General features: G+C 72.6%; 20 protein-coding genes. 7 read left to right on the plus strand and 13 right to left on the minus strand.

Annotated elements, in window-relative coordinates; translation table 11 throughout:
- Positions 1-33: 33 nt before the first annotated feature.
- The 8 genes from hisF to hisD all read right to left on the minus strand — a co-directional run bounded on the left by hisF (position 34) and on the right by hisD (position 5,848).
- Positions 34-789: an imidazole glycerol phosphate synthase subunit HisF gene (gene hisF, locus A4V12_RS24700; protein ID WP_064071612.1), complete on the minus strand. Its 756-nt coding sequence runs from the start codon at positions 787-789 to the stop codon at positions 34-36.
- Positions 786-1,205, minus strand: a complete 420-nt coding sequence (locus A4V12_RS24705) for a RidA family protein (protein ID WP_064071613.1) — start codon at positions 1,203-1,205, stop codon at positions 786-788. Before A4V12_RS24705 ends, hisF begins: the two co-directional genes overlap by 4 nt.
- Complete coding sequence (priA, locus tag A4V12_RS24710) at positions 1,202-1,927, minus strand: bifunctional 1-(5-phosphoribosyl)-5-((5-phosphoribosylamino)methylideneamino)imidazole-4-carboxamide isomerase/phosphoribosylanthranilate isomerase PriA (RefSeq protein ID WP_064071614.1); 726 nt, start codon at positions 1,925-1,927, stop codon at positions 1,202-1,204. The genes A4V12_RS24705 and priA overlap by 4 nt, the downstream gene beginning before the upstream one ends.
- Positions 1,928-2,009: 82 nt before the next feature.
- Positions 2,010-2,651, minus strand: coding sequence for an imidazole glycerol phosphate synthase subunit HisH (gene hisH / locus A4V12_RS24715; RefSeq protein ID WP_064071615.1), 642 nt, complete (start codon positions 2,649-2,651; stop codon positions 2,010-2,012).
- Positions 2,652-2,656: 5 nt separating this feature from the next.
- Positions 2,657-2,824: a hypothetical protein gene (locus A4V12_RS38130; RefSeq protein ID WP_199831373.1), complete on the minus strand. Its 168-nt coding sequence runs from the start codon at positions 2,822-2,824 to the stop codon at positions 2,657-2,659.
- On the minus strand, positions 2,821-3,414 hold the full coding sequence (gene hisB / locus A4V12_RS24720; protein WP_030492957.1) for an imidazoleglycerol-phosphate dehydratase HisB: 594 nt from the start codon (positions 3,412-3,414) through the stop codon (positions 2,821-2,823). The genes A4V12_RS38130 and hisB overlap by 4 nt, the downstream gene beginning before the upstream one ends.
- Positions 3,411-4,529 (minus strand): histidinol-phosphate transaminase, encoded by a 1,119-nt coding sequence (locus A4V12_RS24725; protein WP_064071616.1) that lies wholly within the window; start codon positions 4,527-4,529, stop codon positions 3,411-3,413. The genes hisB and A4V12_RS24725 overlap by 4 nt, the downstream gene beginning before the upstream one ends.
- A complete protein-coding gene (gene hisD, locus A4V12_RS24730; protein ID WP_064071617.1) occupies positions 4,526-5,848 on the minus strand; it encodes a histidinol dehydrogenase in 1,323 nt (440 codons plus the stop codon). Before hisD ends, A4V12_RS24725 begins: the two co-directional genes overlap by 4 nt.
- A gap of 160 nt (positions 5,849-6,008) precedes the next feature.
- Between hisD and A4V12_RS24735 the strand changes: the two genes are divergently transcribed.
- From A4V12_RS24735 to ybaK, 4 genes are all read left to right on the plus strand, one after another.
- Positions 6,009-7,619: a hypothetical protein gene (locus tag A4V12_RS24735; protein ID WP_064071618.1), complete on the plus strand. Its 1,611-nt coding sequence runs from the start codon at positions 6,009-6,011 to the stop codon at positions 7,617-7,619.
- 114 nt (positions 7,620-7,733) lie between these two features.
- Positions 7,734-8,762 (plus strand): hypothetical protein, encoded by a 1,029-nt coding sequence (locus A4V12_RS24740; protein ID WP_064071619.1) that lies wholly within the window; start codon positions 7,734-7,736, stop codon positions 8,760-8,762.
- A 5-nt stretch (positions 8,763-8,767) separates the two neighbouring features.
- On the plus strand, positions 8,768-9,508 hold the full coding sequence (locus A4V12_RS24745) for an LON peptidase substrate-binding domain-containing protein (protein ID WP_064071620.1): 741 nt from the start codon (positions 8,768-8,770) through the stop codon (positions 9,506-9,508).
- 23 nt (positions 9,509-9,531) lie between these two features.
- On the plus strand, positions 9,532-10,035 hold the full coding sequence (ybaK, locus tag A4V12_RS24750) for a Cys-tRNA(Pro) deacylase (protein WP_064071621.1): 504 nt from the start codon (positions 9,532-9,534) through the stop codon (positions 10,033-10,035).
- 62 nt (positions 10,036-10,097) lie between these two features.
- On the opposite strand, the gene A4V12_RS24755 is transcribed toward ybaK, so the two are convergent.
- From A4V12_RS24755 to A4V12_RS24770, 4 genes are read right to left on the minus strand one after another with little or no spacing between them, the layout of a single operon-like run.
- Entirely contained in the window at positions 10,098-10,772 is a 675-nt protein-coding gene (locus tag A4V12_RS24755; RefSeq protein ID WP_199831374.1) for a DUF2567 domain-containing protein, read from the minus strand.
- A gap of 34 nt (positions 10,773-10,806) precedes the next feature.
- Positions 10,807-11,631, minus strand: a complete 825-nt coding sequence (locus A4V12_RS24760) for an ABC transporter permease (RefSeq protein WP_107415508.1) — start codon at positions 11,629-11,631, stop codon at positions 10,807-10,809.
- A 22-nt stretch (positions 11,632-11,653) separates the two neighbouring features.
- On the minus strand, positions 11,654-12,625 hold the full coding sequence (locus A4V12_RS24765) for an ABC transporter ATP-binding protein (protein WP_199831379.1): 972 nt from the start codon (positions 12,623-12,625) through the stop codon (positions 11,654-11,656).
- 38 nt (positions 12,626-12,663) lie between these two features.
- On the minus strand, positions 12,664-14,052 hold the full coding sequence (locus tag A4V12_RS24770; protein ID WP_064071700.1) for an NYN domain-containing protein: 1,389 nt from the start codon (positions 14,050-14,052) through the stop codon (positions 12,664-12,666).
- Between the two features lie 232 nt (positions 14,053-14,284).
- Between A4V12_RS24770 and A4V12_RS38135 the strand changes: the two genes are divergently transcribed.
- Positions 14,285-14,455 (plus strand): hypothetical protein, encoded by a 171-nt coding sequence (locus A4V12_RS38135; RefSeq protein WP_199831375.1) that lies wholly within the window; start codon positions 14,285-14,287, stop codon positions 14,453-14,455.
- 141 nt (positions 14,456-14,596) lie between these two features.
- Here the strand turns inward: A4V12_RS38135 and dnaE are convergent, their stop codons facing one another.
- Positions 14,597-18,136: a DNA polymerase III subunit alpha gene (dnaE, locus tag A4V12_RS24775; RefSeq protein WP_064071624.1), complete on the minus strand. Its 3,540-nt coding sequence runs from the start codon at positions 18,134-18,136 to the stop codon at positions 14,597-14,599.
- 181 nt (positions 18,137-18,317) lie between these two features.
- Here dnaE and A4V12_RS24780 point away from each other — a divergent pair, with 181 nt between their 5' ends.
- Both A4V12_RS24780 and A4V12_RS24785 read left to right on the plus strand, forming a co-directional pair.
- Positions 18,318-19,643, plus strand: coding sequence for a DUF2252 domain-containing protein (locus A4V12_RS24780; protein WP_064071625.1), 1,326 nt, complete (start codon positions 18,318-18,320; stop codon positions 19,641-19,643).
- Positions 19,644-19,730: 87 nt separating this feature from the next.
- Positions 19,731-20,417, plus strand: coding sequence for a hypothetical protein (locus A4V12_RS24785; RefSeq protein ID WP_064071626.1), 687 nt, complete (start codon positions 19,731-19,733; stop codon positions 20,415-20,417).
- Positions 20,418-20,430 lie beyond the last annotated feature (13 nt).

Here is a 20,430-nt window from a genome sequence, read left to right on the forward strand (position 1 = left end):
TCCGGGCGGACGCCGATACTTCGCGGACACTCCCTAGCGGACGGGGTGACCCGCCTCGCGCAGGGCTGCCTTCACCTCGGAGATCCGCAGGTCGCCGAAGTGGAAGACGGACGCGGCGAGCACCGCGTCGGCGCCCGCTCCGATCGCCGGCGGGAAGTGGTCCAGGCGGCCCGCGCCACCGGAGGCGATCACCGGCACCGTGACGTGCTTGCGGACGGCGGCGATCATCTCGGTGTCGTAGCCGTCCTTGGTGCCGTCCGCGTCCATCGAGTTGAGCAGGATCTCGCCCGCGCCCAGCTCGGCGGCCCGGTGGGCCCACTCGACGGCGTCGATGCCGGTCCCGCGGCGGCCGCCGTGCGTGGTGACCTCGAACGTGCCCTCGGGGGTGCGGCGGGCGTCCACCGACAGGACGAGCACCTGGCGGCCGAACCGCTCGGCGATCTCCCGGATCAGCTCCGGGCGGGCGATGGCGGCCGTGTTGACGCCGACCTTGTCGGCGCCGGCGCGCAGCAGCCGGTCGACGTCGTCGGCACTGCGTACGCCGCCGCCGACGGTCAGCGGGATGAAGACCTGCTCGGCGGTGCGGCGCACCACGTCGTAGGTGGTCTCGCGGTCCCCGGACGAGGCGGTGATGTCGAGGAAGGTCAGCTCGTCGGCGCCCTCGGCGTCGTACAGCTTGGCCATCTCGACGGGGTCGCCCGCGTCGCGGAGGTTCTGGAAGTTGACGCCCTTGACGACCCGGCCGTTGTCGACGTCCAGGCAGGGGATGACGCGTACCGCGAGGGTCATGACGCGGCACCTCCTCGGGTGGTGTCGGCCCGGTACGCCTCGACCTCCACCTCGACGACCAGGCTCGGGTCGACGAAACCGGACACGATGATCATGGAAGCGGCGGGACGGACGCCGTCGAACAGCTCCTTGTGGGCGCGGCCGACCTCCTCCACGTCCCGGGCGTGGGTGAGGTACATCCGGGTGCGCACCACGTCGGCGGGGCCCAGTCCGAGCTGTCCCAGCGCGGCGAAGGCCACGTTGAAGGCGTTGACCGTCTGCTCGTGGGGGCCGCCGCCGGCGATCTCGCCGTCGACGATCGAGGTGCAGCCGGAGACCAGGACCAGCCCGTTGGGGAGCTCGACGGCACGGGAGTAGCCGAACTGCTCCTCCCACGGCGCGCCGGTCACCACCCGGCGTACGTCGGAGCCGGTCATCCGGCCACCGCCGCGAGCGCTTCCTCCAGGGTGAACGCCTTGGCGTACAGGGCCTTGCCGACGATGGCGCCCTCGACGCCGAGCGGGACGAGCCCGGACAGCGCGCGCAGGTCGTCCAGCGACGAGACGCCCCCGGAGGCGACGACCGGCTTGTCGGTGGCCGCGCAGACGTTGCGCAGGAGCTCCAGGTTCGGGCCCTGCAGCGTGCCGTCCTTGGCGATGTCGGTGACCACGTAGCGGGCGCAGCCCTCGGAGTCGAGGCGGGCCAGGGTCTCGTAGAGGTCGCCGCCGTCGCGGGTCCAGCCGCGGCCGCGCAGCGTCGTGCCGCGGACGTCCAGGCCGACCGCGATCCTGTCCCCCTGCTCGGCGATGACCTTGGCGACCCACTCGGGGGTCTCCAGGGCGGCCGTGCCCAGGTTGACGCGGGTGCAGCCGGTGGCGAGCGCGGCGGCGAGCGACGCGTCGTCCCGGATGCCGCCGGACAGTTCCACCTTGATGTCCATGGCCCCGGCGACCTCGGAGATCAGCTCCCGGTTGTCCCCGGTGCCGAAGGCGGCGTCGAGGTCCACCAGATGAAGCCACTCGGCGCCCGCGCGCTGCCAGGCGAGGGCGGCCTCCAGCGGGGAGCCGTAGGAGGTCTCCGTGCCGGACTCGCCATGGACGAGCCGGACGGCCTGGCCGTCGCGGACGTCGACGGCGGGGAGGAGTTCGAGCTTGCTCATCTCAGCGGTTCCTGGATCCTTTTGGCGGGTCGGGACGGGTCGGGGGCCGGTACGGGACGGTGCCCGCACCGGCCGGGGCGGCTCAGAAGGTGTCGAGCCAGTTGGTCAGCAGCTGCGCGCCGGCGTCCCCGGACTTCTCGGGGTGGAACTGGGTCGCCCACAGGGCACCGTTCTCGACGGCGGCGACGAACCGTTCGCCGTGCGTGGACCAGGTGACCCTGGGCGCGCGCATCGCGGGGTTGGCGATCTCCAGCGTCCAGTCGTGGACGGCGTAGGAGTGGACGAAGTAGAACCGGGTGTCGGCGTCCAGGCCGGCGAACAGCTCGCTGTCCTCGGGGGCCTCGACGGTGTTCCAGCCCATGTGGGGGACGACGGGGGCCTTCAGGGGGCCGACCGTGCCGGGCCACTCGTCCAGTCCCTCGGTCTCCACGCCGTGCTCGATGCCCCGGCCGAAGAGGATCTGCATGCCGACGCAGATGCCCATGACGGGCCGGCCGCCGGAGAGCCGGCGCTCCACGATCCAGTCGCCGCGGGCCTCCTTCAGCCCGGCCATGCAGGCGGAGAAGGCGCCGACACCGGGGACGAGGAGCCCGTCGGCGTTCATGGCCCTGTCGTAGTCGCGGGTGATCTCGACGTCGGCGCCGACGTGGGCGAGGGCCCGCTCGGCGGAGCGGACGTTGCCGAACCCGTAGTCGAAGACCACGACCTTCTTGGAGGTGTTCATCGCGCTCATTCCCAGATTCCCTGGATCCGCATGACGCCCGCCACCAGGCACATCGCCGAGGCGACGGCCAACAGGACGATGACGCCCCGGGGCATCCCCTGCTTGCTGAAGGAGTACACGCCTCCCGCGAGGAAGAGGCCGACCACGATCAGGATGGTCGAAAGACCCGTCACAGCGCGCCCTTCGTGGAGGGCAGGATGCCGGCCGCGCGCGGGTCGCGCTCCGAGGCGTACCGCAGGGCGCGGGCGAGGGCCTTGAACTGGCACTCCACGATGTGGTGGGCGTTGCGCCCGTACGGGACGTGGACGTGCAGCGCGATCTGGGCCTGGGCGACGAAGGACTCCAGGATGTGCCGGGTCATCGTGGTGTCGTAGGAGCCGATCATCGGCGCCATGTTCTCGGGCTCGGTGTGCACCAGGTAGGGGCGGCCGGAGAGGTCGACGGTGACCTGGGCGAGGGACTCGTCCAGCGGCACCGTGCAGTTGCCGAACCGATAGATGCCCACCTTGTCGCCGAGGGCCTGCTTGAAGGCGGCGCCGAGGGCGAGGGCGGTGTCCTCGATGGTGTGGTGCGAGTCGATGTGCAGGTCGCCGTCGGTCTTGACGGTGAGGTCGAACAGTCCGTGGCGGCCGAGCTGGTCCAGCATGTGGTCGTAGAAGCCGACGCCGGTCGACACGTCGACCTTTCCGGTGCCGTCGAGGTCTATCTCGACGACGACGGACGTCTCCTTGGTGGTGCGCTCGACCCGTCCTACGCGGCTCATGAGCTCTGCTCCTTCTTCAGTGCGCGAACCGCATCCAGGAACGCGTCGTTCTCTTGCGGTGTGCCGGCGGTGACCCGCAGCCAGCCGGGTACGCCGTTGTCACGGACGAGGACGCCCCGGTCGAGGATCTTCTGCCACACGGTGTGCGCGCCGCCCTCACCAGTGAAACGTCCGAACTGTACGAAGTTGGCGTCGGAGTCGGTCACCTCGTAACCGAGCGCGCGCAGCTCGGTGACCAGCCGGTCCCGCTCCGCCTTCAGCTGCTCGACGTACCCCAGCAGCGTATCGGTGTGCTCCAGGGCCGCGAGCGCGGTGGCCTGGGTGACGGCCGACAGGTGGTACGGCAGGCGGACGAGCTGGACGGCGTCGACCACGGCCGGGTGCGCCGCCAGGTAGCCCAGGCGGAGGCCCGCCGCGCCGAACGCCTTGGACATGGTGCGGGAGACCACCAGGTGGGGGCGGTCCTCGATGAGGGACAACAGCGACGGGCGGTGGCTGAATTCCACGTACGCCTCGTCGACCACGACCAGCGACGGCTTGGCCGCCTGGGCCGCCTCGTACAGCGCCAGCACGGTCTCCGCCTCGACGGCGGTGCCCGTGGGGTTGTTGGGCGAGGTGATGAACACGACGTCGGGGCGGTGCGCGGCGATGGCGGCCGTCGCGGCGGCGACGTCGATGGTGAAGTCGTCGTTGCGCGGCCCGGAGATCCAGCCCGTCCCGGTCCCGCGCGAGATGAGGCCGTGCATCGAGTACGAGGGTTCGAAGCCGATCGCGAGGCGGCCCGGCCCGGCGAAGGTCTGGAGCAGCTGCTGGAGGACCTCGTTGGAGCCGTTGGCGGCCCACACGTTGGCGAGGCCGACCTGGTGGCCGGTGGTGCGGGTGAGGTAGGCGGCCAGTTCCGTACGGAGCTCGACGGCGTCCCGGTCGGGGTAGCGGTTGAGCGTGCGGGCCGCCTCCCGGACGCGCTCGGCGATCCGCTCGACGAGCGGTTCGGGCAGCGGGTACGGGTTCTCGTTGGTGTTGAGGCGCACGGGCACGTCGAGCTGCGGGGCGCCGTAGGGGGACTTGCCGCGCAGCTCGTCGCGGATGGGCAGGTCGTCGATGTTCACGTTCACTGACCGGGCACCTTCCACCCGAACCGGGCCTTGATCGCCGCGCCGTGCGCCGGCAGGTCCTCCGCCTCGGCGAGGGTGACCACGTGGTGCGCCACCTCGGCGAGCGCGTCGCGCGTGTAGTCCACGATGTGGATGCCGCGCAGGAACGACTGCACGGACAGCCCCGAGGAGTGGCAGGCGCAGCCGCCGGTCGGCAGCACGTGGTTGGAGCCGGCGCAGTAGTCGCCGAGCGAGACCGGCGCCCACGGCCCGACGAAGATCGCGCCGGCGTTGCGGACGCGCCGGGCGACGGCCGCCGCGTCGGCGGTCTGGATCTCCAGGTGCTCCGCGCCGTACGCGTCGACGACGCGCAGGCCCTCCTCCAGGCCGTCGACCAGCACGATCGCGGACTGCCGGCCGCGCAGGGCGGGCACGATCCGGTCGTCGACGTGCCGGGTGGCGGCGACCTGGGGCTCCAGCTCCTTCTCGACCGCCTCGGCGAGGTCGGTGGAGTCGGTGACCAGGACGGCGGCGGCGAGCGGGTCGTGCTCGGCCTGGCTGATCAGGTCGGCGGCGACGTGCGCCGGGTCGGCGGTGTCGTCGGCGAGGACGGCGATCTCGGTCGGGCCGGCCTCGGTGTCGATGCCGATCCGGCCGGTGAAGTACCGCTTGGCGGCGGCGACCCAGATGTTGCCGGGGCCGGTGACCATGTTGGCCGGCGGGCAGGACTCGGTGCCGTACGCGAACATGGCGACCGCCTGGGCGCCTCCGGCCGCGTACACCTCGTCGACGCCGAGCAGGGCGCAGGCGGCGAGGATGGTGGGGTGCGGAAGGCCGCCGTGCTCCTTCTGCGGCGGCGACGCGAGGGCGATCGACTCGACCCCCGCCTCCTGCGCCGGCACGGCGTTCATGATCACGGACGAGGGGTAGACGGAGCGGCCGCCGGGCGCGTACAGGCCGACGCGCTGGACCGGGACCCACTTCTCGGTGACCGTGCCGCCGGGCACCACCCGGGTGGTGTGCTCCTCGCGGCGCTGCGCGCGGTGGACCGTCCTGGCCCGGCGGATCGACTCCTCCAGGGCGGCGCGGACGGCCGGGTCGAGCTCCTCCAGCGCGCGCGTGAGCGCGGCGGCCGGAACCCGCACCTGGTCGAGGACGACCCCGTCGAACTTCTCCGCGTAGTCGATCAGCGCCGCGTCCCCCCGATGGTGCACGGCCTCGCAGATCGGCCGCACCTTCTCCAGGGCGGCTTCCACGTCGAACTCGGCACGGGGCAGCAGGTCGCGCAGAGCGCCACCCTCCGGGAGGGCGTCGCCGCGCAGATCGATTCGTGAGATCACAGGTCAATTCTCGCAGACGGCGTCGCGCGTCCGAGCGTCCGTATCACTGGCTGATACACGCCGCAGTGGCGTCTTGTTGTCACACCTGACCGTTAGCGTTCGGTCCGTCACAGAGCGGGAAGAACAACCGTACGAAACAGGGGAAGCGGAGGGGGCGGCAGTGACCGAGCCGCACGACGACGATGTGCCGGCCGACCTCACCCCGTCCGAGGTGGGGATGTGGCAGGCCTTCCGGATCGGCGCCACGTACGACCTGAGCACCGGCAACGCGATGCTGGACGACCCGTTCTCGCCCCGGGTCTGGCCGCCCGAGCGGAGCGTGCGGGCCGACAAGGTGGCGCTGTTGCTGCTGGACGGACCGCCCGCACTGGCCGGGCGGGTCTCGGCGCTGAAGCTGCGCGGGGTGCACATCACCGGCACGCTCGACCTCGCGGGCGGCACGGTCGGGCCGTACGTGGAGCTGCACGGCTGCCGGTTCGAGAACGAGGTGGTGCTGCCGGAGTCGCGGTTCACCACGCTGCGCATGGTCAAGTGCGCGATACCGCGGCTGGAGGCGGCCCGGCTGCACACGGAGGGCGACCTGCACCTGCCGCGCTGCCGGGTGGACCGCGGCATGCGGCTGACCGACGCGCAGATCGGCACGGACCTGCTGATCAGCCAGATCCACGTGGGCTCCGACCGGCGGGGCAGGGCGATCGTGGCCGACGGGATGTCGGTGGCGCAGGACCTGACGGCGGAGCTGATCGAGACGCAGGGGGAGTTCTCGCTGCGCGGGGCGAAGGTCGGCGTCTCGCTGAGCCTGCGCGGCAGCAGGCTGCGGGGCGCGGAGGGCCGGCGGGCGCTCAACGCGCCGCAGCTGACCGTGGAGCGGACGCTGTACCTGACGTACGCGTGGGTCAGCGACCGGACGGGGAACGCGGCGGGTGCCACACCGCCGGGCGGGCTGGCCAACTTCAACACACCGATGCGCGGCACCCGGATTCAGCCGTTCGAGTGCCGGGGCGGGGTGCGGCTGGACGACGGCCGGTTCGGGGACGCGGTGGACTTCCACCACGCCCGGTTCCTGCTGTCGTCGGAGCAGCGCGAGGAGCTGTCGCTGCGCCGGATCGTCACCCCCGAGCTGCGTTTCAACGGCGAGCGCCCGGAGGAGGGGCGGGTGGTGCTCAACGGCGCCAAGGTCGTGACGCTGATCGACCTGTCGACCAGCTGGCCCGGCCCCGGCGGGCTGGCGATGGGCGGTTTCGTCTACGAGAACCTCGTGCCGTACGGCCACTTCCCGCTCTCCCGCCGGCTGGAGTGGGTGGCGGCGGCGACCCCGGAGTTCGCCCCCGAGCCGTACGAGCGGCTGGCGACGGTGCTGCGCAACAGCGGGGAGGACGCCGACGCCCGGGAGGTGCTGCTGGCCAAGCAGCGCAGGAGGCGCGAGACGCTGCCGCTGGCGGCCAAGATGTGGGGCTACCTCCAGGACTGGACGGTGGCGTACGGCTACCGGCCGGGGCGGGCGGCGCTGTGGATGGCGGTGCTGTGGGCGGCGGGGACCCTCGCCTTCTCGCGGTGCGATCCGCCGGCGATCAAGCCGGGCGAGCACCCGAACTGGAACGCGGCCCTGTACGCGCTGGACCTGCTGCTGCCGGTGATCAATCTCGGCCAGGACGGCTACTGGCGGCTGGGGGGCGCCTGGCAGTGGACGTCGACCGTGCTCATCCTGCTGGGCTGGATCCTCGCCACCACGGTCGCAGCCGGTGCCTCCCGTCTCCTGCGGCGCAGCTGACACACCCGTACGCCTCTTTCTTTACGTTCTCTTGGCAATCGGGCGTGCAACCATTCCGCCCCTACCAAAGCTTCACAGCAAGGCCCCTGGCGCGGCTCCCACCTGCGGCTTTCAATGGTCCGCACCATGTCTCTGCTCCGTGCCCTGCTCAGTACCGCCCGCGGGGTCCGGCACGCGCCGCACCTCGCGGACGGGCTGGCGCCGGACCACGCGGTGCTGCTCGACGCGCCCGACGAGCGGCTCGCCCCGGCCCTGGTCGCCGCCGCGCTCGGGGACCACGAACCGGCCGCGAAGCTGCTGGCCGCCACGCGCGGCGCCGCCGAGTGGGAGAGCCGCGACCGGTACGTCACGCGGCTGGCCGCCTTCGCGCGCGGCCGGGACGAGTGGCTGGCGGGCTGGCTCGCGGCCACCCCGCACGATCCGGACGCGCTGCTGGTGCGCGCCGAGGTGGCGGTCCGCCGCGCGTGGGAGTCCCCGGCGCGGGCCGAGCGCCTGCTCGGGCTGCGGCCGCTGATCGAGGCGGCGGCCGAGGCCGCCCCGCGCGACCCGGTGCCGTGGCGGCTGGCGCTGGACCACGCGCGCGGCACGCACGCCTCGCACGGCGCCTTCGAGGCGTTGTGGGAGCAGGCCGTGCGCCGGGCCGCGCACCACTACGGGTGCCACGTGGCCGCCCTGAAGTACCTGTCCGCGCAGCGGCGCGGCGCGCACCGCGAGTGCTTCGACTTCGCCGAGCAGGCCGCCGCCGACGCGCTGCCCGGGTCGCTGGTCAGGGCGCTGCCGGTGCGGGCCGCCTTCGCCCGGCTGACGGCGGGTGACGCCGGCTCGGTCCCGGAGGAGCGGATCGACGCGGCGGCGGACCTGGCGGTCGAGCTGTCCGGGCGGTACCCGGTGGCCGACCCGTGGCCGGCCGAGGTCCGCAACGTCCTGGTGTACGTGCTGGCGGGGCGGGCGCGGTGGGCGGCGGCGCTGGACCAGTTCCGGCTGATCGGCCCGTACGCGACGTCGTTCCCCTGGTCGTCGGAGAGCGAGGATCCGCTGGGCCGGTTCCTCGACGCGCGCGACGGCGTACGCCTCGAAGTGGCGTCCGCCGTCCCGTTGCGGGGACGGGCCGGACGCGGCCGTCCGGGCGGCCATTACGCTTGACCGCTGTGACCACCGCTCGCCTGCCACTCTTCCCGCTGAACGCGGTGCTGTTCCCGGGCCTCGTGCTGCCCCTGAACGTCTTCGAGGAGCGTTATCGCGCCATGATGCGCGAGCTGCTCAAGACCGACGAGTCGGAGCCGCGCCGCTTCGCCGTCGTGGCGATCCGCGACGGGCGTGAGGTCGCGCCCACCGCGCCCGGGCTGCCCGACCAGACGGCGCTGCCCGAGAAGGGACCGGCCGCGGGCTTCGGGCCGGACCCGGCCCAGGCGTTCCACCGGGTCGGCTGCATCGCCGACGCGGCGACGATCCGGGAACGGGAGGACGGCAGCTTCGAGGTGCTGGCGACCGGGACGACCCGGGTGAAGCTGCTGTCGGTCGACGCGACCGGACCGTATCTGACGGCGGAGCTGGAGGAGCTGGAGGAGGAGCAGGGCGACGGGGCGGGCGCGCTCGCCGAGGGAGTCCTGCGGGCGTTCCGCGCCTACCAGAAGCGGCTGGCGGGAGCGCGCGAGCGGTCCGTGACGTCGAGTCAGGAACTGCCCGACGAGCCCTCGGTGGTCTCCTACCTGGTGGCCGCGGCGGCGGTGCTGGACACCCCGGCCAAGCAGCGGCTCCTCCAGGCGCCCGACACGGCGACGCGGCTGCGCGAGGAGCTGCACCTGCTGCGGGCGGAGACGGCCGTGCTGCGGCACCTGCCGTCGTTGCCGGCGGTGGACCTGACCCGGGCGCCCACGAGCCCCAACTGAAGCGAGCGAGGGACGACGACCACGTGGCGAAGAAGCAGAAGAAGCAGGCGGCCGGCACCCCGGCGACAGTGGCCCTGACCGCCGCGGGCACCCCCTTCACCCTGCACGCGTACGACCACGACCCCGCCTCCCCCTCGTACGGCGAGGAGGCCGCCGAGGCCCTCGGGGTCCCGGCCGACCGGGTCTTCAAGACGCTGGTCGCGGACGTCGACGGGGAGCTGACCGTCGCGGTCGTCCCGGTCGCCGGCCAGCTGGACCTGAAGGCCCTCGCGGCGGCGGTGGGCGGCAAGCGGGCGGCGATGGCCGACCCGGCCGCGGCGGAACGCACCACGGGGTACGTCCGGGGCGGCATCTCCCCGCTGGGCCAGCGCAAGCGGCTGCGCACCGTCCTGGACGCCTCGGCGTCGGAGCACGGTACGGTCTGCGTCTCGGCGGGGCGCCGCGGCCTGGAGGTCGAGCTCGCCCCGGCGGACCTGGCGGCCCTCACCGGCGCGGTGCTGGCGCCGATCGGCCGCCGCCCCTCCTAGGTTCCCGCCCGGACGGGCCCGCCGGTCAGGGGCGGGCCCGTCCGGGGCCGGGCGTCACCGTGTCAGGGGCGGGCGTCGTGCGGGGGCGCCGGGGTGTCGTGCGGGGGCGGCAGGGGCGGCAGGGCGTCGTCCCAGCCGGGTTCCGGGTCGCGGGGCCCGAAGAGGCCCGTGAGCGCCAGGTGGACGAGCATCGCGGCCACCGGCCACGCCAGGATCGCCCCGTGCGCCTTCAGCTCCAGCGGCGCATGGAAGGTGACGCCCGCGCCGACCGCGCGGGCGTGCTCCGCCACGTCGTGCGCCGGGCCGAGCAGGGTGCCGACGCCCCAGCCGAGGAGCGAACCGAGCAGCCCGCCGAGGGCGAGTCCGATCACGATCGCGATGCCGCCGTGCCGGTGGAACCAGAAGACCACCGCCGCGCTCAGCGCCCCGAGGCCCAGCGCGAGCAGCGTGAACGTGCCGTCGGCGCCGACCGCGTTCTCCCCCTCGGTGTCCTTGAGGAACACCGCCTTGCCGTCCGAGATCAGCGGGATGCGCGGGGCGAGCCACAGCCACAGCAGCCCGAGGGCAAGACCCGCCAGGGTCACCGCGAGCAGCACCACGAGACCCTGGCGTACCTCCGTGGCGGCGTCCGGCGTGTCGTCCGTGCCGTCGGCGCCCTTCGGGGCGGCGGGGTACGGGGGCGGCCAGGCGGGGTCCTGCGGGGACGGCCGGTGCGGCGGAGTCAGCGGTGCGGTCACCCTGCCATCGTGCCAGGCGTGTCCGGGCGGTGCCTCACCGGACCGCCGCCCGCCGGTACGCCCACGTCGCGACGGCCAGCGACACCACGCCGACCGCCGCGCACACCGCGAGATCGAGCCCGACGGCCGCCCAGTCGGGCCGGGCGTCGAACGTCCGGGCGAGCGCCTCCACCCCGTACGTCGAGGGCAGCAGGTCCCGCGCCCACCCGATCGGACCCGGCAGCCGGTCGGCCGGCAGCACGCCCAGCAGCAGCGCGGCCGACATGCCGAGCTGGCCCAGCAGGGTGGCGAGTTCCTGGCGCGGGGCGAGCAGCCCGAGCGCCGCGCCGAGCCCGGCGAGCGCGGCGCCCGCGAGCGGGACGACCGCCGCGAGGATCCACAGGTGGGTGAGGGGCAGCTGGAAGAGGACGGAGCCGGCCACCGCCGTCACGATCGTGCCCGGCACCGTGAAGGACGCGTACGCGCCGGCCGCGCCGAGCACCACCGCGGCGGGCGGCACCGGCAGCGTGGCGTAGTGGTCGAGGCCGCCGCTCGCCCGCAGCTGGCCGAAGTACTGGGCGAGCAGGTTCAGCGCCACGAAGGCGACCACCAGCACCGAGGACCCGGCGACGACGGCCCGCGCCTCGGCGCCCCCGTCGACGACCCCGCGCATCAGCACCATGATCCCGACGGACTGGAACGTCGCCACGAACAGCAGCGGGATGCGGGCCACCCGGGCCCGCGACAGCTGGGCCGTGTACACCGCGGCGAGCGCCGGCAGCAGCCGGGCCCGCGGGGCGAGCGGCGCCGCGTCGCGCACGGCGGGTTCGCCGGCCTGCGCCGGGACGACCGTGCCGGAGGCCAGGGCCTGTGCGGGCATGATGCTCAACGGATGCTCCTGTTCATGCCTTGACCAGGCCCTTCGTCTCGCCGCCGAGGGCGAGGTACACGTCCTCCAGGCTCGGCGTCGCCAGCGTGAAGTCGTCGAGGGCGGCGAACGCGGCACCGCCCGTCACCGCCGCGACCGCCGCCCGTGCCTCGTCGGGCGCCATGCGCAGCACCCAGGTCCGCCCGGACTCCTGCGCCGATCCCCGCAGCGCGGCCACCTCCGGCACGTCCAGCGGCGCCCGCTCGCGCCACACCAGTTCCACCCGCACCTCGCCGGCCACCCGTTCCTTGAGCCCGGCGGGGGTGTCGCAGGCGATGACCCGCCCGCGCTCCAGCACGGCGACCCGGTCCAGTACGGTCTCGGCCTCGATGACGTTGTGCGTGACGAGCAGCACAGTCGTGCCCTGCCGGGCGCGCCGGCGGTCGACCGCGGCCCACACGGCGCGCCGGGCGACCGGGTCCATGCCGGTGGTCGGCTCGTCGAGGACCAGCACCGGCCGCTCCCCGACCAGCGCGGTGGCGAAACAGGCGAGCCGGCGCTGGCCGCCGGACAGCTTCTTCAGGGGGCGCCCGGCGAGCGGGGTGAGGCCCAGCTCGTCCAGCACCGCGTCCCGCTCCGCCCGGGCGTCCCGGGCGGTGAGGCCGCGCAGCCGGCCGGTGGTCTCGGCGGCGAGCGCGACGGTCAGCTCGTCGAGGGCGGTGGACTCCTGCCCGAGGTAGCCGATGAGGCGCGCGGCCCGCTCGGGGTGGCGCACCAGGTCGTGTCCGAGCACCTGGACGGTGCCGGAATCGGGCCGCATCAGGCCGGTCAGCTGCCGGACCAGGGTGGACTTGCCCGCGCCGTTGGGGCCGAGCAGACCGAAGATCTCGCCGCCGCGCACCTCCAGCGACACCCCGTCGGTGGCGCGCACCTCGGGTGTCGCGGGCCGCCCGCGCCTGCCGCGCGTGGCGGGGTACGTCTTGACCAGCTCCCGCACCACGCACACCGTACTCACGAGGGATGAGCCTAAAGGGTCGCCGTGCCCTATTCGCCCACGGGGGCGTGCTCGGCCGCCGCCCGCACGTCGATCTCGCGCCAGAACCCGGCCCTGATCGCGTACCGGTCGTGCTCGTCGATCTGGTCGTCCTTGTGGGCGAGCAGACCGAAGCGCGCCGCGTAGCGCAGCAGTTCGCCGTCGATGCGGTGCGGGATGCGCGGGTACATGGTCGAGAGCTTCTGTACGTGGGCCGGGTCGGGGAGCCGTTCCATCCAGCGCCGCGCGAAGACCTGGCCGACCTCGAAGGGGTCGCCGCCGACCGTGGTGATGTCCTCCTCGCGGTCGGCCCAGCGCTGCTCGGCGCTGGTGAGCTGGGCGAGCGTGGGCAGGGACGCGGTCTCGGGCGGTTCGCCGACCGTGCCGCCGGGCCGGTCGACCCAGCCCCGGTCGGAGGACCAGCGGAGGGTGGCGTTGGCGGGCTGGGCGGCGGTGGCCGCGGCTGCCGGGCCGCCGGCGGACTGGTGGCCGGGGGCGTGGAGGGCGGCCAGGTCCTTGGGCGTGGGGACGCCACCGCCCCGGGTGCCGCCGGGTGAGGGTGCGCCGGCCTGGTCGGTGGCGGCCTCCGACGGTTCACGGGGCGTGCCGTGGACGGTCCGGCCGTTGACGGTGGTCCCGTTGACGGCGGGCCTGCCGTTGACGGACGGCGCCGTGCCGTTGACGCCGGTGACGCCGCCGACCCCGGTGACGCCGTTGCCCGCGGCGGCAGCGGCGGCGGCTTCGGCGGCGCGCTCGGCGGAGGCGGCGAGCGCGGACTCCGGCAGGGGGGCGGAGAGGATGGCGGCGATCTCGGGGCGCGGCACGGGCGGGGGCGAGCAGGGACCGGTGAGCTCCTTGGCGCGTACGGCCCGGGTGATCCATTCGCGGTCCAGCACCCGGCGCTCGTCGGCCTCGGCGACGAGGTCCTCGGACTGGTTGTAGTCGCCGTCGGCGGCCTGGACGGCCCACAGGTGGACGGCGACGCCGTGCTCCTTGGCGGACATCAGGCCGGGCAGCAGGTCCCCGTCGCCGGTGACGAGCACGATGTCGGAGCAGGCCCGGTTGCGGGCCAGCTCGGTGAGTTCGGCGTGCATCGCGGCGTCGACGCCCTTCTGGGCCCACCGGCCGTCGCTGCGCGTCAGGGCGCCCAGCCGGACGGTGACGCGGGGCATCACGCGCAGCCTGCGGTGTTCCGGCTGGGGCACGCGGTCGGGAGCGCCGTCGAACCAGTAGATCCGCAGCAGCGGCTGCTGGGTGTCGGCCTCGGCGCGTTCCCGCAGGCCGTGGATGAGGGCGGTGTGGTCGACGGTGATCCGTGAGCGTGCCGGTTCCCCGGCGAGAAGGCTGGCGGCGGCTCCCAGCAGGTAGCCGGCGTCCACCAGAACGACGCAGCGGTCCACGTGTTCCACCCTCTTTCGGGAACCTCGGGATCGGAAGTTGCTTCGGGTTTCCTTCGAGTCTGCCCGACTGCCGCAGGGTTAACGGCCGGAACTGGATCATCGGCGTGGCGGATCGTCCCGACCCCCCGTGATGGCGGTCGACTACCGTCCGCAATGATCCAAAATGCGCGCACTATGTGCGTATGTGAGTCTGGCAGCGGCCCTGGCCCCTACACCCCACGGAGGCACCACCATGGCCAAGAACAAGAAGTCGGACCGCAGTCAGAAGGCGTCGCCCGCGGAGCGCGGCGCGCAGCAGGCGAAGACCTCCTCGATGGAGGCCCAGGCCGAGCACCGCATCTCCCAGGTCACTCCCGCGGACGTCGCCGGCAAGGGCCGGCAGAAGAGGTTCGGCCACAACTAGGCCCGGCCCGACCCCGCGGACGACGGAAGGGGCGCACCCGTGACGACGGGCGCGCCCCTTCCGCGCGTACGGGGGCGGGCTCGGCCGGGACGGCACGGCACCGGGCGGCGGTGTACCGCCGCCCGTGGGCCGGGCCGCCGGTCAGCCGGCCAGGCAGGCCGGGCCGAGCAGGACCTTCAGGTCGCCGAAGAGCGCCGGGTCGGGCTGGACGCGGTGCCGGTCGAGCCGGAGCACGGTGGTGGACCGCGGCCCCTGGAGCTTGATCCGCACCTCGGTGTTGCCCTTGTGGTGGCTGAGGATCTCGCCGAGGCGGCTGACCATCGGCGGGGTCACCTTCACCGTGGGGATGGTGAGGACCACGGGCGCGTTGGTGCCGGCCGACGACAGGTCGGGGACCATCAGCTCCATGGCGACCAGCCGGGGCACGTCCTCCCGCTTGTCGAGGCGGCCCTTGACGAAGACCACGGTGTCCTCGACGAGCTGGGTGGACACCAGCTGGTACGTCGCCGGGAAGAACATGCACTCGATGGAACCGGCGAGGTCCTCGACGGTGGCGATCGCCCAGGCGTTGCCCTGCTTGGTCATCTTCCGCTGGAGGCCGGAGATGATGCCGCCGATGGTGACGACCGCGCCGTCGGAGTGCTCCCCGCCCGTGAGCTGGGAGATCGCCGCGTCGGTCTTGTCGGACAGGACGTGCTCGATGCCGAAGAGCGGGTGGTCGGAGACGTACAGGCCGAGCATCTCGCGCTCCTGCGCGAGCAGGTAGGACTTCTCCCACTCGACGTCGGAGAACTCGACGTCGAGTCCGAAGCCCGGCTCGTCGCTGGTCTCCTCCCCCATGCCGCCGAAGAGGTCGAACTGCCCCTCGGCCTCCTTGCGCTTCACCGCGACCACGTTGTCGATCATCGGCTCGTGGTGGGCGACCAGGCCCTTGCGGGTGTGGCCCATCTCGTCGAAGGCCCCGGCCTTGATCAGCGACTCGATGGTGCGCTTGTTGCAGACGACCGCCTCGACCTTGTCGAGGAAGTCGGGGAAGGAGCTGTACTTCCCCTTCGCCTTGCGGCACCGGATGATCGACTCGACGACGTTGGTGCCGACGTTCCGCACGGCGGACAGGCCGAAGAGGATGACGTCGTCACCCTGGGCGGCGAAGTTCGACTCGGACTCGTTGACGTTCGGCGGGAGCACCTTGATGCCCATGCGGCGGCACTCGTTCAGGTAGACGGCCGACTTGTCCTTGTCGTCCTTGACCGAGGTGAGCAGCGCGGCCATGTACTCGGCCGGGTGGTTCGCCTTGAGGTAGGCCGTCCAGTAGGAGACGAGTCCGTACGCGGCGGAGTGGGCCTTGTTGAAGGCGTAGCCGGCGAAGGGCACCAGCACGTCCCACAGCGCCTGGATCGCCTCGTCGCTGTAGCCGTTCTTCTTGGCGCCGGCCTGGAAGATGGTGAAGTTCTTCGCCAGCTCCTCGGGCTTCTTCTTGCCCATGACGCGGCGGAGGATGTCGGCCTCGCCGAGCGAGTACCCGGCGATGATCTGGGCGGCCTTCTGGACCTGCTCCTGGTAGACGATGAGGCCGTAGGTGACGCCCAGGACCTCCTTGAGCGGCTCCTCCAGCTCGGGGTGGATCGGGGTGATCTCCTGCTGGCCGTTCTTGCGCAGCGCGTAGTTCGTGTGCGAGTTCATGCCCATCGGGCCCGGCCGGTACAGGGCCGAGACGGCGGAGATGTCCTCGAAGTTGTCGGGCTTCATCAGCCGCAGCAGGGACCGCATGGGGCCGCCGTCGAACTGGAAGACGCCGAGGGTGTCGCCGCGCTGGAGCAGCTCGAAGGTCGTCGGGTCGTCGAGCGGCAGGCTCAGGAGATCGATGTCGATCCCCTTGTTGGCCTTCACCATCTTGACGGCGTCGTCCATGATCGTGAGGTTGCGCAGGCCGAGGAAGTCCATCTTCAGCAGGCCGAGCGACTCGCAGCTCGGGTAGTCCCACTGCGTGATGGTGACGCCGTCGGTGTGCCGCACCCAGACGGGGACGTGGTCGACGATCGGCTCGCTGGACATGATCACGCCGGCGGCGTGCACGCCCATCTGCCGGACCAGGCCCTCCACACCGCGCGCGGTGTCGATGACCTTCTTCACGTCCGGTTCGTTCTCGTACATCCCGCGCACCTCGCCCGCCTCCGAGTACCGGGGGTGGGAGGGGTCGGTGATGCCGGAGAGCGGGATGCCCTTGCCGAGGACGTCGGCGGGCATGGCCTTGGTGATGCGGTCGCCCATCGCGTACGGGTAGCCCAGGACGCGCGCGGAGTCCTTGATCGCGTTCTTGGCCTTGATCGTGCCGTACGTGCCGATCATGGCGACCTTGTCCTCGCCGTACTTCTCGGTCACGTACCTGATCACCTCGACGCGCCTGCGCTCGTCGAAGTCGATGTCGACGTCGGGCATGGAGACGCGCTCGGGGTTGAGGAAGCGCTCGAAGATCAGGCCGTGCGGGATGGGGTCGAGGTCGGTGATGCCCAGCGCGTACGCCACGATCGAGCCGGCCGCGGAGCCTCGGCCGGGGCCCACCGCGATGCCCTGGTTCTTGGCCCACATGATGAAGTCGGCGACGACGAGGAAGTACCCCGGGAACCCCATCTGGATGATGACGTCCATCTCGTACTCGACCTGCTGGCGGCGGTCCTCGGGGATGCCCCCGGGGAAACGGCGCTCCATGCCGCGCTGGACCTCCTCCTTGAACCAGCTGACCTCGGTGTGGCCCTCGGGGATGTCGAACTTCGGCATGAGGTCGCGCTTCTCGAACATGCCGGTGGTGTCGATCTGCTCGGCGACCAGGAGCGTGTTGGCGCAGCCCTCCTGCCAGGCGTCCGAGGAGTCGATGGCGTACATCTCGTCCGTGGACTTGAGGTAGTAGCCGGTGCCGTCGAACTTGAAGCGGTCGGGGTCGGAGAGGTTCTTGCCGGTCTGGATGCACAGCAGCGCGTCGTGGGCGGTGGCCTCGTGCGCGTACGTGTAGTGGGAGTCGTTGGTGACCAGCGGCGGGATGCCGAGCTTCTTGCCGATCTCCAGCAGACCGTCGCGGACCCGGCGCTCGATCTCGATGCCGTGGTCCATCAGCTCCAGGAAGTACCGGTCCTTGCCGAAGATGTCCTGGTACTCGGAGGCCGACTTCAGGGCCTCGTCGAACTGGCCGAGGCGCAGCCGGGTCTGGAGCTCGCCCGAGGGGCAGCCGGTGGAGGCGATGAGCCCCTCCGACCACTTGGCGATGGTCTCCTTGTCCATGCGCGGCCACTTCTGCAGCCAGCCCTCCTTGTACGCGTCGGAGGAGAGCCGGAAGAGGTTGTGCAGGCCGGTGGCGTTCGCCGCCCAGATCGTCTTGTGGGTGTAGCCACCCGAGCCGGAGACGTCGTCCCGCTTCTGGTGCGGCTGGCCCCACTGGATCTTGCGCTTGTTGCGGCGCGACTCGGGGGCGACGTACGCCTCGATGCCGATGATCGGGGTGACCCCCGCCTTCTTCGCGGTGTGGAAGAAGTCGTACGCCCCGTGGAGGTTGCCGTGGTCGGACATGGCGATGTGCGTCATGCCCATCTCGTTGCAGGCGTTGAACATGTCCTTGAGCCGCGCGGCACCGTCCAGCAGCGAGTACTGGGTGTGCACGTGAAGGTGCGTGAACGGCGGCTTCGACACGGTTGCTGCCTCCGGCGGTCGGGGATGGGGGACAGCTCGGAAGTCTACGTCGCCGCACCGACAGCGGCCGGGCACTCGGGAGGGGGGTCACGCGTTGGAGGGGGACGGAGGGCCCGTCCCTTTTGTCATGCGCGCGATCAAGAGTGCGCTCGCACCCGCCAGCACCAGGAGGCACCCCGCGATGTCGGTCCCGCAGCCCACCGCCGAGGAACGCGGTGAGCAGATACTCTCCGTCTTCGGCACCGCCTTCGGCGCGCTCCTGGCGGCCGACCCGGCCGCCTTCCGCGTCAAGTTCCGGAAGATGGCCGGCTCGGCCTTCGCCTTCTACCGGGGCACGGCCTGCCTGTTCTACGCCGACCTCGGCCGGGAGCAGCACGGCGGCGCGTACCTGGACGAGCGGACCTCCCGGGTGTGGATCCACGGCGACCTGCACGCCGAGAACTTCGGCACCTACATGGACGCCAACGGGCGGCTCGTCTTCAACGTCAACGACTTCGACGAGGCGTACGTCGGCCCCTTCACCTGGGACCTGAAGCGGCTGTCGGCCTCCCTCGCCCTGATCGGGTACGCCAAGGCGCTCAGCGACGGCCAGATCACCGAGCTGGTGCGGATCTGCGCGGCCGCCTACCGGGAGCGGATCCACTCGCTGGCCAAGGGCGCCAAGAACGACGAGGTCCCGCCCTTCACGCTGGACACGGCCGAGGGGCCGCTGCTGGACGCCCTGCGCGTCGCCCGCTCGCTGACCCGGTTCGGGCTGCTGGAGTCGATGACGGAGATCCGTGACTTCGAGCGCCGGTTCGCGGCGGGCGGCGGGGCGATCGAGCTGGACGCGGCCACCCGCTACAAGGTGCTGGCGGCGTTCGACGGGTACCTGGAGACGCTGCCGGAGTCCAGCCTGGCCCGGCCCGACTCGTACCGCGTCAAGGACGTGGTGGGGCGGCGCGGCATCGGCATAGGGTCCGCCGGGCTGCCGTCGTACAACATCCTGCTCGAAGGCAACAGCGACGCCCTCGAGAACGATGTCGTGATCTACATGAAGCAGGCGCAGACCCCGGCGGTGTCACGCCACGTGACCGACCGGGCGGTCCGCGACTACTTCCAGCACGAGGGGCACCGAACGGTCATCTCGCAGCGGGCGCTCCAGGCGCACGCCGACCCGTGGCTCGGCTGGACGGAGCTGGACGGGGCCGGGCAGCTGGTGGCGGAGGTCTCGCCGTACGCGGTGGACCTGGACTGGTCGGACATCGACGACCCGGAGGAGATCGCCGCGACCGTTGCCGACCTCGGCCGCGCGACGGCCACCATGCACGCGGCGGCGGACGACGAGAGCGGGCACTCCCTGGTGCCGTTCTCCACCGAGCGCGCCATCGACGCGGCGATCGCCGCCGACGAGGAGGGCTTCGGCGACCTGCTGGTGGACTTCGCGCACGCGTACGGCGCCCGGGCGCGGGCGGACCACCAGATCTTCGTCGACCTGTTCCGCAACGGCCGTATCCCCGGCCTGTAGGCACCTGGCGGGAACCGGCCCCGAGCGGCCCGGGAGGCCGGTTCCTTTAGGGACCGCTTACAGCCGGTCGTGGCACACTCGGCGGCGATGGACGGCATATCGGGGACCCGGCTCAGGTGGCTGCGGGCAGCGTTCTTCACGGCACTGGTCGTGACGCTGTCCGTCGCCTCCCACGTGCTGCTCTCCGGCGTCCCGCTGCCCGTCGCGACCGTCGCGGGGGTCACCGCGGCGGTCTTCGGCGTCGCGTACGCCTCGGCGGGCACCGAGCGCGGATTCCGGCACATCGCGGGACTGCTCGTCCCCCTGGAGCTGGCCGCCGACACGGTCTTCACCACCGGCCAGCACGTCTGCTACGGACCGGCCGGCGGCCCCGTCGCGGGCTCCCTGCGGTCGGTGGGCGTCGACGTGCTGTGCGGTGGCTCCGTGGGCGCCCCGCTGCCGGGTGTCGCGGCCACGGAGGGCGGCGCCGCCGCCCTGCTCCGCTCCCCCGACCCGGCGCTGCCCTGGCTGCTGCTGGCCGCGCACGTCACGGTGGGGCTGGTCGCCTCCGCCTGGCTGCGCCGGGGCGAGCGCGCGCTGGCCGGGCTGGTGCGGTCGGCGGCTGCCTTCGCGTTCCGGCCGCTGCTGCTCGCGGTGGCCGCGGCCGGCGCGGCGGGACCGGCCGTGTGCCGGGGAGTACGGCCGGCAGACCGGCCGCGCCCCTCCCGCACCCTTCTCCTCGTGCACTCCGTGGGCCGGCGCGGACCGCCGTGCCGGGCGGCTCTCGCCGCCTGAGCACGGCAGTCCC

This window comes from Streptomyces noursei, assembly GCF_001646665.1.
GTDB classification, from domain to species: domain Bacteria; phylum Actinomycetota; class Actinomycetes; order Streptomycetales; family Streptomycetaceae; genus Streptomyces; species Streptomyces lavendulocolor.